The sequence below is a fragment of the Pseudoalteromonas sp. K222D genome (assembly GCF_017653575.1).
Classification (GTDB): domain Bacteria; phylum Pseudomonadota; class Gammaproteobacteria; order Enterobacterales; family Alteromonadaceae; genus Pseudoalteromonas; species Pseudoalteromonas nigrifaciens.
This window is the reverse complement of sequence record NZ_JAGGDL010000008.1, coordinates 23,309-36,617: the sequence shown is the minus strand read 5'-3', so window position 1 is coordinate 36,617 and position 13,309 is coordinate 23,309. Positions and strand designations below refer to the sequence as shown.

The 13,309-nt window shown below is 39.6% G+C and carries 16 protein-coding genes; 6 read left to right on the top strand and 10 right to left on the bottom strand.

The window, feature by feature from the left end; all coding sequences use genetic code 11:
• Positions 1–26: 26 nt before the first annotated feature.
• From J5X91_RS06205 to rpsF, 7 genes are all read right to left on the bottom strand, one after another.
• Positions 27–965 carry a DUF4097 family beta strand repeat-containing protein gene (locus J5X91_RS06205; protein WP_197107635.1) on the bottom strand — a complete coding sequence of 313 codons (939 nt, stop codon included), beginning with the start codon at positions 963–965 and terminating at the stop codon, positions 27–29.
• A gap of 9 nt (positions 966–974) precedes the next feature.
• Entirely contained in the window at positions 975–1,460 is a 486-nt protein-coding gene (locus tag J5X91_RS06200) for a hypothetical protein (RefSeq protein ID WP_089368705.1), read from the bottom strand.
• A complete protein-coding gene (locus J5X91_RS06195) occupies positions 1,447–1,995 on the bottom strand; it encodes a sigma-70 family RNA polymerase sigma factor (protein ID WP_011329088.1) in 549 nt (182 codons plus the stop codon). Before J5X91_RS06195 ends, J5X91_RS06200 begins: the two co-directional genes overlap by 14 nt.
• A gap of 229 nt (positions 1,996–2,224) precedes the next feature.
• On the bottom strand, positions 2,225–2,677 hold the full coding sequence (rplI, locus tag J5X91_RS06190; RefSeq protein WP_011329089.1) for a 50S ribosomal protein L9: 453 nt from the start codon (positions 2,675–2,677) through the stop codon (positions 2,225–2,227).
• Positions 2,678–2,713: 36 nt separating this feature from the next.
• Complete coding sequence (gene rpsR, locus J5X91_RS06185; protein WP_002962753.1) at positions 2,714–2,941, bottom strand: 30S ribosomal protein S18; 228 nt, start codon at positions 2,939–2,941, stop codon at positions 2,714–2,716.
• A 12-nt stretch (positions 2,942–2,953) separates the two neighbouring features.
• Positions 2,954–3,271, bottom strand: coding sequence for a primosomal replication protein N (gene priB, locus J5X91_RS06180; protein WP_041454555.1), 318 nt, complete (start codon positions 3,269–3,271; stop codon positions 2,954–2,956).
• A gap of 44 nt (positions 3,272–3,315) precedes the next feature.
• Positions 3,316–3,657, bottom strand: a complete 342-nt coding sequence (rpsF, locus tag J5X91_RS06175) for a 30S ribosomal protein S6 (protein ID WP_011329092.1) — start codon at positions 3,655–3,657, stop codon at positions 3,316–3,318.
• A gap of 363 nt (positions 3,658–4,020) precedes the next feature.
• On the opposite strand from rpsF, the gene J5X91_RS06170 reads away from it, so the two are divergent.
• Positions 4,021–5,904, top strand: coding sequence for a propionyl-CoA synthetase (locus J5X91_RS06170; RefSeq protein WP_208834258.1), 1,884 nt, complete (start codon positions 4,021–4,023; stop codon positions 5,902–5,904).
• 117 nt (positions 5,905–6,021) lie between these two features.
• Positions 6,022–7,293 carry a mechanosensitive ion channel domain-containing protein gene (locus J5X91_RS06165; RefSeq protein WP_011329094.1) on the top strand — a complete coding sequence of 424 codons (1,272 nt, stop codon included), beginning with the start codon at positions 6,022–6,024 and terminating at the stop codon, positions 7,291–7,293.
• Between the two features lie 84 nt (positions 7,294–7,377).
• Here J5X91_RS06165 and J5X91_RS06160 read toward each other — a convergent pair whose 3' ends face one another.
• Positions 7,378–8,295, bottom strand: coding sequence for a LysR family transcriptional regulator (locus tag J5X91_RS06160; protein WP_197181768.1), 918 nt, complete (start codon positions 8,293–8,295; stop codon positions 7,378–7,380).
• 118 nt (positions 8,296–8,413) lie between these two features.
• Between J5X91_RS06160 and J5X91_RS06155 the strand changes: the two genes are divergently transcribed.
• Both J5X91_RS06155 and J5X91_RS06150 read left to right on the top strand, forming a co-directional pair.
• Positions 8,414–9,556 (top strand): alkene reductase, encoded by a 1,143-nt coding sequence (locus tag J5X91_RS06155; RefSeq protein ID WP_182683945.1) that lies wholly within the window; start codon positions 8,414–8,416, stop codon positions 9,554–9,556.
• 110 nt (positions 9,557–9,666) lie between these two features.
• A complete protein-coding gene (locus J5X91_RS06150) occupies positions 9,667–10,542 on the top strand; it encodes an endo alpha-1,4 polygalactosaminidase (RefSeq protein WP_208834257.1) in 876 nt (291 codons plus the stop codon).
• A gap of 32 nt (positions 10,543–10,574) precedes the next feature.
• Here the strand turns inward: J5X91_RS06150 and J5X91_RS06145 are convergent, their stop codons facing one another.
• On the bottom strand, positions 10,575–11,048 hold the full coding sequence (locus J5X91_RS06145; RefSeq protein ID WP_011329098.1) for a VOC family protein: 474 nt from the start codon (positions 11,046–11,048) through the stop codon (positions 10,575–10,577).
• Between the two features lie 186 nt (positions 11,049–11,234).
• Here J5X91_RS06145 and J5X91_RS06140 point away from each other — a divergent pair, with 186 nt between their 5' ends.
• Entirely contained in the window at positions 11,235–11,621 is a 387-nt protein-coding gene (locus J5X91_RS06140) for a lipoprotein (protein ID WP_011329099.1), read from the top strand.
• Positions 11,622–11,661: 40 nt separating this feature from the next.
• Positions 11,662–12,024, top strand: a complete 363-nt coding sequence (locus J5X91_RS06135) for a DUF1971 domain-containing protein (RefSeq protein WP_208834256.1) — start codon at positions 11,662–11,664, stop codon at positions 12,022–12,024.
• A 103-nt stretch (positions 12,025–12,127) separates the two neighbouring features.
• Here J5X91_RS06135 and J5X91_RS06130 read toward each other — a convergent pair whose 3' ends face one another.
• Positions 12,128–13,249: a glycosyltransferase family 4 protein gene (locus J5X91_RS06130; protein ID WP_089368712.1), complete on the bottom strand. Its 1,122-nt coding sequence runs from the start codon at positions 13,247–13,249 to the stop codon at positions 12,128–12,130.
• Positions 13,250–13,309: the final 60 nt, after the last annotated feature.

Here is a 13,309-nt window from a genome sequence, read left to right as displayed (position 1 = left end):
TTTGTAATCATAGCCAGTAGCGAATGTTATTTAGTATGAAGTTCGAGTCGCCCGCTAATTGTATTCATTTCAACGTTAGCATTACCGCCATTAATACTAAATTTTAAACTACTGGCTGGGCCATATTTAGCTTTACTGACTTTATCGCTAGTCACTTTATTAATTATTTTGCCATTCGCATGCGCTTCAATTTCAAACTTAGCCGATACATCTGCCGCAAAGTAAAATTCACCATCGCCACTTACCGATTCAAAACGAACATCTGCGCCCTTTAACAGCTCTTTAATATGCACTTCGGCCTCACCATTAACGGTATTAATTCGTAAGTTTTTAATGCTCGACAAAGTAAAGTCTATATCACCATTTACGTTTTCAAGGCGAACATCGCTTGCCGTTGAGTTTGATTTAACATCGCCATTTACGGCGCTAAAGCGCAACTTCCCGCTTGAGTTTTTATCGTTAATTTCGCCATTTACGGTTTCAAATGCAATATTACCACTTAAGTTCTGCGCCTTTACATCGCCATTAACACTGGTAAGTTTAATATTACCCGCTAAATTACTTGCGCTTATCTCACCATTAACCACATCTATTTCTGCACTGTTTTGTAGCTCTTTTGCACTGACAGATACATTCACACCAGCAAACTCAAGCGCACTACTTCTGGGCATAAATATAGTTAACTTTGAACCATCACCACTGTTACCCCAATCCGTATTACGTGGCATGTTTACAATAAACTGGGTTTTATCACCACTGGTTTTAAGCTCATAGCCATCGGCTTTGTCATCAAGTTCGCCCGACACTTTAAATTCGCTTTTATCCCAGCCCGTTATGTTTATATCACCACGTTGGTTTTCAATATAAATAGTGCCGCCATTGGCTACCTCTATTTGCTTATCTATTTTTTCACCCGCTAATACCGCCAGTGGAAATAAGCTCAACCCTAGTAAAATCGCTTTCATGTTATGCTCCTAAATATGCTGCCAACGAGGTGCGTGCACCTTATTAATCAAATCAAGTTGTTGTTGATATATTTGCGCTAACATAGTTAATAGCGCTTGGTTTTGTGGTTCGTTTTCAAGAACCTGCTTTATGGCTAACTCTGCTTCTTCGAGTTCTTGCAATTGCACTTGCCAATTGCTGGTAAGTGCGTCTTGATTTTTATACGCAACTAACAAACTGTTTTTTTGCGCTAAAAAGTAATCACTTATCGCCACGGCAGGCTTTGGCTCAGGCGTTATAAAAACGATGTTTACTGCAATTAAAACCGCAACACTGCATGCAGCTACTGCCGTTAACTTTGGCCAAATAGTAGTGTGTTTTTGTGTAGAGCGTTCAGCATTAATAATCGCTCGCTCAATCCCTGGCCATAAATTTTTGCGTGGCGTTATGTCTTTATCAAGTGTATTGAGTGACTCGTTTAAGTAGTCATCAAAATTTTCTTTACTCATTTTCATACCACTCTTGTAATAACAGCCTAGCACGATGATATTGCGACTTACTTGAGCCAACAGCCATACCTAGTTGCTCGGCTATTTCCTCGTGTCTGTAGCCTTCAATGGCAAACAGCACAAATACCATACGTGCTCGCTCTGGAAGCCTTACTATTAATTTATCTAGGCCATTTAAACCTTTACAGTCGTTAACTGATTGCTCATCCATACCGCTGTGCTCAATACTCACCACTTTTTGCAGCCAATTTTTTTGTTTGCGTAAGTAATTAATCGCAACATTACTCGCTACGCTGTAAAGCCAAGTAGAGAACTGCGAGCGCCCATCAAACTGCGCTACTTTGTGCCACACCTGTACAAACACTTCTTGGGCCGCATCCTCTGCATGCGACTGATCAGCTAATAGACGTAAACATAACCCGTATACTCGTTTTATGTGTAGTTCATAAAGTAGTGTGTATGCAGCTTGATCCCCCGACTTAACACGCTTAATGAGTGCTGCTTCGCACAATTGCGACTGTTCGGGTTTAACGTGTAACATCCGTAATGTCGCCTTTAAATTATAATTACTGGGTTAGCATTTAAGTGTATTGATAAGTTAGACGTAATGACAGTTTGAAAAGGTTTAAATGAAATGAAAAAATAATTGCAAAAAGGAAAGATGATTTAGAAGAGGTTTTATTAAGCGTGTTTTTAGATCTACAGCTAGCTAAATTTTAGGCACAAAAAAGCCGCGCTAAATAGCACGGCTTTTTTTGCTTAATTAAAAATTAAGCTTCAGCAATAACGATTACTTTAATAGTAGCCGTTACTTCTGAATGTACTGCGATTGATACGTCAAATTCGCCAGTCTCACGGATAGTACCTAGAGGTAGACGAACTTCAGACTTAGCAACTTCAACACCAACAGCTGAGATAGCGTCAGCGATGTCACGAGTACCGATTGAACCAAATAATTTACCTTCGTCACCAGCTTTAGATACTAATGTAACTTCTGCTAATGCTTCAAGTTTGTCAGCGCGTGCTTGTGCAGCAACTAACTGATCAGCGATTTTCGCTTCAAGTTCTGCGCGACGAGCATCAAATGTTTCAATGTTTGCTTTAGTTGCAGGAACTGCCTTACCTTGCGGGAAAAGGAAGTTACGTGCGAAGCCAGATTTAACAACAACCTGGTCACCTAGGCCACCTAGGTTAGCGATCTTATCTAGTAGAATAACTTGCATGTTTCTACACCTTTTAAAAACGTGTTAATCCGCTGCTTACTTATGTAAGTCAGTGTATGGAAGAAGGGCTAAGTAGCGAGCACGCTTAATAGCAGTTGCTAGCTGGCGCTGGTATTTAGCGCTAGTACCTGTGATACGGCTAGGTACGATTTTGCCACTTTCTGTAACATAGTTTCTAAGAGTAGCTAGATCTTTGTAATCGATTTGTTGTACGCCTTCCGCTTTAAAGCGGCAAAACTTACGACGTCTGAAATAACGTGCCATGAGATTAATTCCTCAAATAATTCTTTCGATATGCTGAGCATGCAAAACCAATTGGCTAAGGCCGTTACGACCTTCGTGGCGATTTAAAAAACCACTCACTTGCAATGCCTGCCCAACGTGCAAATGTTGAGTCTGTTGTTGCATTTGCTTTCCACTGGCAACCACTTGAAGCCGAACGTAACTATTACGGTTAAGATCTGCTTCTGTTTGCATTGATTTATGTTCAATAACAAAAATACAATGCGGTATACCAGCAGGACTTTGGCTTAACTTGGGAGTTTTACAAACTACCCCAGATAAAACCAGTTGATTCATAAAAGGGCTAACCATTTATATTCATCACCAGTTAAACGCCATGCTAGGACTCAAAACAATTAAGCAGCTGGTGCTTCTTTCTTCTCTTCTCTTACAAGAGGAGACGCTTCAGTTACCGCGTTTTTAGTACGCATAACTAAGTTACGAAGCACTGCATCGTTGTAGCGGAAAGTAGTTTCTAGCTCGCTGATTACTTCAGTTGGTGCTTCAACGTTCATAAGAACATAATGAGCTTTATGAAGCTTGTTGATTGGGTAAGCCAGTTGACGACGGCCCCAGTCTTCAAGACGGTGGATAACACCACCAGCTTCAGTGATAGAACCAGTATAGCGTTCGATCATACCAGTTACTTGCTCACTCTGATCAGGGTGAACCATGAATACGATTTCGTAATGACGCATGGATATTCCTTACGGTTAATAGAGCCTTCTACCGTTTCGGCCGGTCGGTTTAAGGCAAGGAATTAATAGTTTAAAAGCCGAAATGAGCGCGCATTTTACGCTTAGTTTGATAATTAAGCAAGCCAGTTTTCTATCGAAAATAAAGAAAAAGCCGTACAAATAGAGTTTAATTGACGTTTTTTATAAAAACATAACAATTTCAATTAGCTTGCTATGTATTAAGTCGTAATTAGGCCCTGCAAAACAAACTAAAAAACAACCACCTTGCTCAGCTTTTAGCCGACCAAGGTCTAATATAATAATTAAGCAAAAACGCTTAGTTTTTAATGTCTCTCACACTCTTTTTTAGTTTTAGGATCATTTATGTCAGGTCAATATAAACAGCATTATAACGCCTTCAAACAAAACCCAGCTGAATTTTGGTTAGCACAAAGTAAGTGTATTCCTTGGTATACCCCCCCCAAAAATGCCTATACACAAGACAGCGATGACTTATACCATTGGTTTGATGATGGCCAGCTTAATACTAGCTACTTAGCACTTGACCAACATGTTGAAGCCGGCTTTGGCGAGCAAACTGCGCTTATTTACGACTCTCCTGTTACCAATACTAAACAAACTTATAATTATTCACAGCTACAACAAGAAGTGGCTAAGTTTGCCGGTGTAATGCAATCGCTAGGTGTGCAAAAAGGCGACCGTGTGGTTATTTACATGCCCATGATCCCACAAGCAGTGATTGGCATGCTAGCTTGTGCTCGTTTAGGTGCAGTGCACTCTGTGGTTTTTGGTGGCTTTGCAGCTCATGAGTTAGCGGTGCGTATTGATGATGCTAAACCTAAATTAGTATTAAGTGCTTCTTGTGGTGTAGAAGTAAGTAATATTATTGAATACAAACCCTTATTAGATGATGCCATTAAGCGCGCCACGCATAAAGTTGATCACTGCGTAATTTATCAACGCGAACAAGCAACCGCAACACTCAATAGCGGCCAAGATATTGATTGGGCAAAGGCTATGCAAACAGCACAAGCTGTTGACCCTGTACCTGTAAGTGGTAGTGATCCGCTATATATTTTATATACCTCAGGCACCACAGGATTACCTAAAGGTGTAGTACGTGAAAATGGCGGCCATGCTGTTGCCCTTAATTACAGCATGAAAAACGTATATGGTATGGAGCCTGGCGAAGTTTTTTGGGCTGCGTCTGATATTGGCTGGGTGGTGGGTCACTCATACATAGTATATGCGCCGTTAATGTATCGTTGTGCAACTGTACTTTACGAAGGCAAACCAGTGCGTACCCCAGATGCCAGTGCATTTTGGCGAGTAGTAGAGGAGCATAAAGTAACAGCCTTGTTTAGCGCGCCTACTGCATTTAGAGCAATTAAAAAAGAAGACCCTGAAGCTGAGGGTTTTAAAAAATATGATACATCTAGCTTAAAACGGTTATTTTTAGCCGGTGAGCGCCTTGATGCCGCTACTTACGGTTGGTTAAAAGAAAAAACCGGCCTACCTGTGCTCGATCATTGGTGGCAAACAGAAACCGGCTGGGCTATTGCTTGCAACCCTATTGGCATTGAACACTTAGAAACCAAAGCAGGTAGTTCAACCGTTCCTACACCGGGCTTTGACGTACGTATTTTAAATATGGAAGGCGAAGAATGTGCCCCTAACGAAAGTGGCGCAGTAGTAATAAAACTGCCCTTACCGCCGGGTTGCTTGTCAACAATTTGGCAAAATACCGAGCGCTATAAACAAGGTTACCTGAGCGAATATGAAGGCTATTACCTGTCGGGAGACGGTGGCTACATAGACGAAGACGGCTACTTATTTATTATGGGTCGTACCGATGATGTAATTAACGTTGCTGGCCACAGGCTATCTACCGGCGAAATGGAAGAAATTGTTGCCGCCCACCCTGCGGTTGCAGAATGTGCTGTATTTGGTGTAAACGATGCGCTTAAAGGGCAAAACCCAATGGCGATGATAGTACTGAAAGACGGTTTTACCGGCTCTCACCAAGAAGTACAACAACAGCTTGTGCAATCTGTACGTAACCAAATTGGTGCTATCGCGTGTTTAAAAAATATTATGTGTGTTGAGCGCTTACCTAAAACACGCTCAGGGAAAATTTTACGCAAAAACTTACGCCAGCTTATTGATGGCGAAGAACTGCAAATTCCATCGACTATTGACGACCCCAGTATTTTTGCCGAGTTAAGTGAACAACTTGCTGAAAAATAAAACGAACTGTTTATAGTTAAAGTCTATCGGCACCGAGTGAAGATAGACTTTAACTACGCCTTCTGCTTAAATAACCTTGGAATAAATAAATAACTTTATGATGTAAACGGAGATTAAATGACAGATATAAGAGCTGAACTACGTGAGTATTTACTGGGGTGGTTTGGCCAATATTTACCCGCCAACCCTCTTTTATGGTACGACATTTTAGTACTTTGCTGGCTCGCCATTTTTGCCATAATTTTACATTTAATTATCAGAAACTCAGCTAAGCACTTTCTTAAAGGTCGCTTTAGCGAAAGAATTGTTCAGCCTGATGCAAAAACTCCCGCCGATTTAGCATTTAAACTTGCAAAACATATCTCTTTTGTAATTCAAGGTGCGGTTGTCGTTATTCAAGCTAGGCTTTGGATCCCCGAAGGGAGTAGCTTTTTACATATTATTGAAATGGTTACCGACCAATGGATCATTCTCTTCTCTTTACTATCACTGTTTTCGTTGCTCGATATTTTTCAGGTTATTTCTGATAGGCGCGCAGTCAGAGCCCACTTCCCGATACGAGGGTTATTACAAACCATTAAGTTAATTGCCAGTGTATTAACCGGTATTTTAGCTGTGTCGTTATTAATGAATAAATCACCATTAATTTTATTAAGTGGTTTAGGTGCGTTATCAGCCGTTATGCTGTTGGTGTTTAAGGATGCTATTTTAGGTTTAGTGGCAGGTATTCAGCTCTCTGCTAATAATATGTTAGCGGTAGGTGATTGGCTAGAAATGCCCAAGTATGGCGCTGATGGCGATGTAATTGACATTGCACTTACCACGGTAAAGGTAAGAAACTGGGATAAAACCATCACTACAATACCTACGTATGCGCTTATTTCTGATTCATTCAAAAACTGGCGCGGCATGTCGGAATCGGGCGGTCGTAGAATAAAACGTAGTATTCATTTAGAAATGAACAGTGTGCGCTTTTTAAATGAACAAGAGCTCACTGAGCTTAGAAAAGCAAATTTACTAACCAAATATATAGATACCACAATATCATCTATTAGCGCCGAAAACGCTAGCAAAGATATGAGTTGCCTACTTAATGGCCGCCGCTTAACTAACGTCGGTACCTTTAGGCATTATTTAATAGAACTGTTAAAACAACACCCTAAAATCCATCAAAATATGACCCTAATGGTAAGGCAATTAGAGCCAACTAATAAAGGCTTACCTATCGAGATTTACACCTTTACCAACACCACAGTGTGGGCAGAGTACGAAGGTATTCAAGCTGATATTTTTGACCATATACTGGCTATTTTACCGGTGTTTTACCTTAAAGCACATGAGTCGCCAACAGGTAACGATGTGCGATCTTTGTCGATAGGTAAGCTCTAAAATTACGGCTTACGTTATCGTTAGCTCCTATATTAGCGAGTAACACTATAAAACGAGTGTTGCTCGCTAAAATTTATTCACACTTCAAATTACTTTTAATTGCTCCAGTATCCAGCGATGAATTGGGCTTTCACTGGTACGTGGATGCCATGCAGCTATTACTTTAAAAGGCGGCGGCAATGCTTCCACGGTTAGCTGTTGTACTTTATTGTTTGGTAGTAATCGCGCCGGGTAAAACGCGATCATATCGGTTGTATGAAGAATGTTTGGTACTGCCGAAAAGCTAGGTACCGACATAACAATATTGCGTTTAAGGCCCTTTGCTGCAAACCACTGATCGTGAGAACCACGTAAATTAGCACGCGAAGGTGATACCACTAGCTGCGGATAAGCTGCAATTTGTGCCAGTGTTAACGGCTCATTTGTTAGCTTGTTGCCACAACCTGTAACGCATAAATGCTGCTCTTCAAGCAAAGTAACATAAGCTAAGTTATCTGGAATAAATTCAGGAAAACTAATCAGTAAATCAAGCTCGCCCGCCGTAATTAGCTGGTTAACATTATCTGAGGCAAAGTCGCGCACTATTAGTTTTAATCCGGGGGCTTCTCGCCTAGTTATATTAAAAAGCTGCGGTAACAAGGCTTGAGTTGCGTAGTCTGTCGCGCTAATAGTAAATACACCTTTGTATGTTTGCGGTGTAAATACATCGGGCTCTAACAGCATTTCAAGTTGCTTTAAAATATGGCTAATAGGTTGCTGCATAGATAACGCTTTAGGCGTTGGCACCATGCTATTTCCTTGGCGAATAAACAAACGATCGTCAAATAAGTCACGTAGTTTACGCAGTTGCTCGCTAATTGCTTGCTGGGTTAAGCCCATTTTACGTGCAACCTGCGACAAGCTTTTTAAATCAAGCAAGGCATTTAGTACCCTGAGCTGTTTAATATCGAGCCTGTTAATACCATTCATAATTGTATCTAAAACAATAAAGTGTTGTTTCAAATTGTACCCTTAAAGCTCTACGCTTACCAACATTGCTTAAACAGCTAAGCATCAACATACTTTACCTTGTTAATTACGAGGTAATAAGCTACTAAGTTTGCTTTAAGAGAGAGTTTTAATGAATCAATCTATTTCTGATACCAGCTCGTTATTTTCATCTGTAGAACTTGGCCCTTATACACTTAAAAACCGTATAGTAATGCCACCACTTACACGTTCTCGTAGCACCCAACCAGATAATATTCCTAACGACTTAATGGCAACCTATTATGCGCAGCGTGCCAGCGCTGGTTTTATGGTTACCGAAGGCACGCAAATAGAGCCAAGAGGTCAAGGCTATGCATGGACTCCAGGTATACATTCTGCGGCGCAAATTGAAGGTTGGAAAAAAGTAACTCAAGCTGTGCATGCTAAAGGGGGCATTATATTTGCTCAACTGTGGCATGTTGGCCGTGTATCGCACACCAGTTTGCAACCTAATGAAGCCAAGCCAATAGCTCCTTCAGCAATTACAGCTGACAACGTTAAGGTGTTTATTGAAACCGGCCCAGGCCAAGGTGCTTTAAGTGAACCAAGTACACCGCGCGCTTTAAGTACTGATGAAGTGAGCGAGTTAGTTAATATGTATGCGCAAGCAGCAAAAAATGCATTAGAAGCCGGCTTTGACGGCGTTGAACTACATTGTGCTAACGGTTATTTAGTTAATCAATTTATTTCAGAGCACACTAATGTGCGTGACGATCAATACGGCGGATCACTTACTAATCGTCTGCGTTTTTTAAAAGAAATTGTTGCTGCTGTGAGCGCGGTTGTAGGCGCTGATCGCTTAGGCGTTCGCTTTGCACCACTTTTTAGCAGCACAGATGAAACCCGCGTTTATTTGGGTTTGGTCGAGTCTGATCCACAAAATACCTACATAGAAGCGATTAAGGTACTTGAACAAGCAGGTATTGCTTACTTATCGATTGCTGAAGCCGATTGGAATAACGCACCTGATTTACCTGAGCAGTTTTATAAAGCAGCTAGAGCGCAGTTCTCTGGTCGAATTATATATGCAGGAAAATACACGGTAGATAAAGCACTGCGTATTTTAAATAATGGCTACGGTGACTTGTTTGCTTTTGGTCGGCCTTTTATTGCGAACCCCGATTTACCTGAGCGTATTAAACAACAATGGCCTTTAAATGAAGCTGATGCAGCCACTATGTATGGCGGCACAGAGGTTGGTTATAGTGATTATCCATACTATAAAAACATTTAATTTAAGCAGGCCATGGAAGGCCTAATACTCAATATAAAAATCGACATCCTTAATGCAATATCAATAGTTTTCAGCTAAATTAATAACTACTAATACCGTTTGAGTATGTTATGTTTTTGTCTTTATTTAATAAACAAACCGCAGGCCACTGTGTTATATTTTTACTGCTAATCAGTATTAGTAGCTGCGGTGAAAATGACAATACACCAGCAACCCCCTCTAGCCAAGTCGAGCCTGCAATTGCCCCTATTACTACCGGTAACTGGTATAAACCCGCATTGGGGAGCACCTGGCAATGGCAGCTAACTGGCACAATAAATACTAACTACAATGTTAATATTTACGACATAGACCTATTCGATTCCCCAGTACAGTTAATACAAACATTACAAGCTCAAGGTAAGCGGGTTATTTGCTATTTTTCAGCGGGTTCTTATGAATCGTGGCGAAGTGATAAAAGCCAATTTTTAATCAACGAATTAGGTAACTCTTTAGCTAATTGGCAAGGAGAGCGTTGGTTAGATATTCGCTCACCTAATGTGCAAGCAATAATGGCTAGTCGTCTAGATTTAGCAGTACAAAAAGGATGTGATGGCGTAGAGCCCGATAACGTTGACGGCTATATGAATAATTCGGGCTTTAATTTAACTGCAAACGATCAGCTTGTATTTACTCGCTTTATAGCAAATCAGGCGCATACTCGTGGCTTGGCGGTTGGCTTAAAAAACAATCTTCATCAGGTAAATGAGCTGCATAGTTATTTTGATTTTGCAGTAAACGAGCAATGCTACGAGTATCAAGAGTGCGAATTACTCACCCCTTTTATAAATAGCAATAAAGCTGTTTTTCATGTTGAATATAATAGTAAGTATAGTAATGGTAGCGCTGAACTAAACAATATGTGTGATGATGCTATTAATAGGCAATTTAATACACTGGTTTTGCCAATAAACCTAGATGACGAATTTAGGATTAGCTGCTTGTAAAAGCCTTGTTTACTTACCTTTATTTTATAAAGCTAAGCATCTTGATCTTTACTCATAAGATCTACCATTCTTTTTCTGAGCTCTTGCTCATTAATGTCTTCTTTATGAGTGCCAATGGTCCATACGTGGCCAAAAGGATCTTGCAGCGTACCTGCTCTATCACCATAAAACTGATCATGAACGGGGCGTATTTCTTTCGCTCCTAACGCAATGGTTTTTGCAAATACCGTATCTACATCATCAACATACAACATTATGCTTACGGGTGTACCGCCTAGCTCTGTAGGGCTTTTAAAATGAACATCTGGGCACATATCTGAGATCATAATATGTGAATTACCAATTTTAATTTCTGCATGAGCAATGCCGCCTTCAGGCATAGGCATTTGCATAACTAGCTGCGCATCAAAAGCGGCACAATAAAAATCAATTGCTTGTTGCGCACCGTTTATAATTAAATAAGGGGTTATTGAATGATACCCTTTTGGAATAGCTGATACCGCCATGTTGTGCTCCTCGTTATATGCTCTCCTTACAAAGGTTAGTCTAAAGTGGCAAACAATATAAAATAAACACGTATTTATTTATCAATATTAGTGGCACTTATTTGCAAAATTATTAGTAAATTTTGCTAGTATCTACCACTTAATAATATTTACTGATACGCTGCATATTTAAACAAAAGGACTAACATGAAAAAACAAACAACACTTTTTATAGCCACTGCGTTATTCGCACTCGCGGGTTGTTCAACTTCAGTGCCAATTAAAAACTTTGAACAAAACCTTATTCCACAAACATCTAAAATAATTAATAACACAGCAGATGTTGAAACAGGTATTTTAAAAGCCTGCATTCAACTAGGTTGGCAGTGTGCTCCTGTTAGTGAAGGTAAAATAAAGGGAATTCTTAATATTCGTACTCATCAATTAATCGTTAATATTAATTATGACAAAACAGCCTATTCTATCAATTACCAAGATTCGACTAACCTTAATTACAACGGTAGTAAAATACATCGTCAGTATATTAATTGGGTAACTAATTTAATGCGCCATATTGATGCTGAAATGATTTAAACTTTTATATTTGTTTCACTAATACAAAAAAGGAATTGTTATGAGTCACTTAACTATACCAAGTCACTGGAAAATAAAACGCTCCACTCACTTTTTTACTAAAGATAACATTCCAAAAGCGTTACTTACTCACCACAACACAGCCGAGGGTGTGTTTGGCCAAGTTTGCGTTATGCAAGGCACTGTTACCTTTTACGGATTTGCAAATGAAGCCGCCACAGAGCCTGAGCAAACTATTGTAATTAACGCGGGGCAATTTGCTACCAGCCCGCCACAATACTGGCATAAAGTAGAGCTAAGCGACGACGCGCAATTTAATATCAACTTTTGGGCCGAAGCCGATACAGGCAATAAAGCCCTGTTTAAAAGTTCACGTATTCATAGCAAACCTATTTTAGATTAATACCACTTAAAATAACTAATTTACGTACAAACAAAAAAGCACCTAACATTTAGTTAAGTGCTTTCATAAATAACGGTGCAATTAATGCCAAATGCACTGCATATTAGCCTTGTTTATGTTTGATCATATCAATCCAATCTTGCGCCCAATTTTCTTTAGAGCACACTTTCGCTATTGATGTTAACCCGTTATATGCCAACGTTTTACTTTGCTGATAGTCATTCAAGCTAGTTGTTAGCGCTTGGGTAAACTCGGCAGTATTAGGCATCACTAATCGACCATTAAAACCATTAATTATAAGATTAGATAAGCCTCCAACGTTACTACTTATAACCATACAACCTGCGGCCATTGCCTCTATCATAGATAACGAAGTACCTTCTGAACCTAGTGTTGGAATAATGGCAATGTGTTGGCGTTTATGTACGCTAAAGCTTTCATTTGGTCCGTACTGCATTAATTTCACTTTTACTTCATTAGCAAATAGTTCTGTTAAATATGGTTTTAATGGCCCATCTCCGGCAAAGCTTACTTGAATATTATATTGCGGTAAAAGCTGCTTAATAATAGGTGCTATTAATTTAATACCACGGTAATCAACAAAACGACGAGCAATAATAATATTTAGTGTTGCGTTATCATCTGACCATTTTTTGGCAAATTCACTTTCGCTAATTTTTTCACTATAAAAGTTATAAATAACCTTCATATGTTGCTGCTCAATATTAAACCAAGTGCGATACCAGTTAACAAAGTTATGATCTACACACACCAAACTGCAATCTGATTTTATATAGGATAAATATTTGTACTGACTTAATAGCGAGGAGCAATATTGTGATATGGCTGATTTTGCTGCGCGAGGTTTATCCCAAGATATACCATGCTGAATCGCTAGCGTTTTATAATCAGGCATTTTTACTGAATAAGAGTCGGTAGCAAAAATAATAATATCGTTATTTTTGTCTGCATTTTCACTGACCCAGTTTGCAAGGGCGATTTTTTTTAAGTTACCGCGATATAAACCGGTAGTAACGCTATGAATAGTGTACTGGGGAGTAGTTAAGGTAAACGCTTTTTTAGCCGGTTGTACTATATGACATGGCCAACCTTGGCGAGTAAAAACATCGCACAAACTTAAGATATAGTTTTCAATGCCACCAATGGTATGCATAGTGCCGTTATGATCAAACATAGCACGGTAAATAATATAAATATTAGGCATCATATATCCTGACAAACTTGTTTAGTTTGCTGCAATTACAGCGATTACTCTTTTGGTAAT

What these genes read in the sequence shown, in the direction of transcription:
- J5X91_RS06205 (WP_197107635.1), bottom strand. Translation starts at nt 965, where the DNA reads ATGAAAGCGATTTTACTAGGGTTGAGCTTATTTCCACTGGCGGTATTA.
- J5X91_RS06200 (WP_089368705.1), bottom strand. Translation starts at nt 1,460, where the DNA reads ATGAAAATGAGTAAAGAAAATTTTGATGACTACTTAAACGAGTCACTC.
- J5X91_RS06195 (WP_011329088.1), bottom strand. Translation starts at nt 1,995, where the DNA reads ATGTTACACGTTAAACCCGAACAGTCGCAATTGTGCGAAGCAGCACTC.
- rplI (WP_011329089.1), bottom strand. Translation starts at nt 2,677, where the DNA reads ATGCAAGTTATTCTACTAGATAAGATCGCTAACCTAGGTGGCCTAGGT.
- rpsR (WP_002962753.1), bottom strand. Translation starts at nt 2,941, where the DNA reads ATGGCACGTTATTTCAGACGTCGTAAGTTTTGCCGCTTTAAAGCGGAA.
- priB (WP_041454555.1), bottom strand. Translation starts at nt 3,271, where the DNA reads ATGGTTAGCCCTTTTATGAATCAACTGGTTTTATCTGGGGTAGTTTGT.
- rpsF (WP_011329092.1), bottom strand. Translation starts at nt 3,657, where the DNA reads ATGCGTCATTACGAAATCGTATTCATGGTTCACCCTGATCAGAGTGAG.
- J5X91_RS06170 (WP_208834258.1), top strand. Translation starts at nt 4,021, where the DNA reads ATGTCAGGTCAATATAAACAGCATTATAACGCCTTCAAACAAAACCCA.
- J5X91_RS06165 (WP_011329094.1), top strand. Translation starts at nt 6,022, where the DNA reads ATGACAGATATAAGAGCTGAACTACGTGAGTATTTACTGGGGTGGTTT.
- J5X91_RS06155 (WP_182683945.1), top strand. Translation starts at nt 8,414, where the DNA reads ATGAATCAATCTATTTCTGATACCAGCTCGTTATTTTCATCTGTAGAA.
- J5X91_RS06150 (WP_208834257.1), top strand. Translation starts at nt 9,667, where the DNA reads ATGTTTTTGTCTTTATTTAATAAACAAACCGCAGGCCACTGTGTTATA.
- J5X91_RS06145 (WP_011329098.1), bottom strand. Translation starts at nt 11,048, where the DNA reads ATGGCGGTATCAGCTATTCCAAAAGGGTATCATTCAATAACCCCTTAT.
- J5X91_RS06140 (WP_011329099.1), top strand. Translation starts at nt 11,235, where the DNA reads ATGAAAAAACAAACAACACTTTTTATAGCCACTGCGTTATTCGCACTC.
- J5X91_RS06135 (WP_208834256.1), top strand. Translation starts at nt 11,662, where the DNA reads ATGAGTCACTTAACTATACCAAGTCACTGGAAAATAAAACGCTCCACT.
- J5X91_RS06130 (WP_089368712.1), bottom strand. Translation starts at nt 13,249, where the DNA reads ATGCCTAATATTTATATTATTTACCGTGCTATGTTTGATCATAACGGC.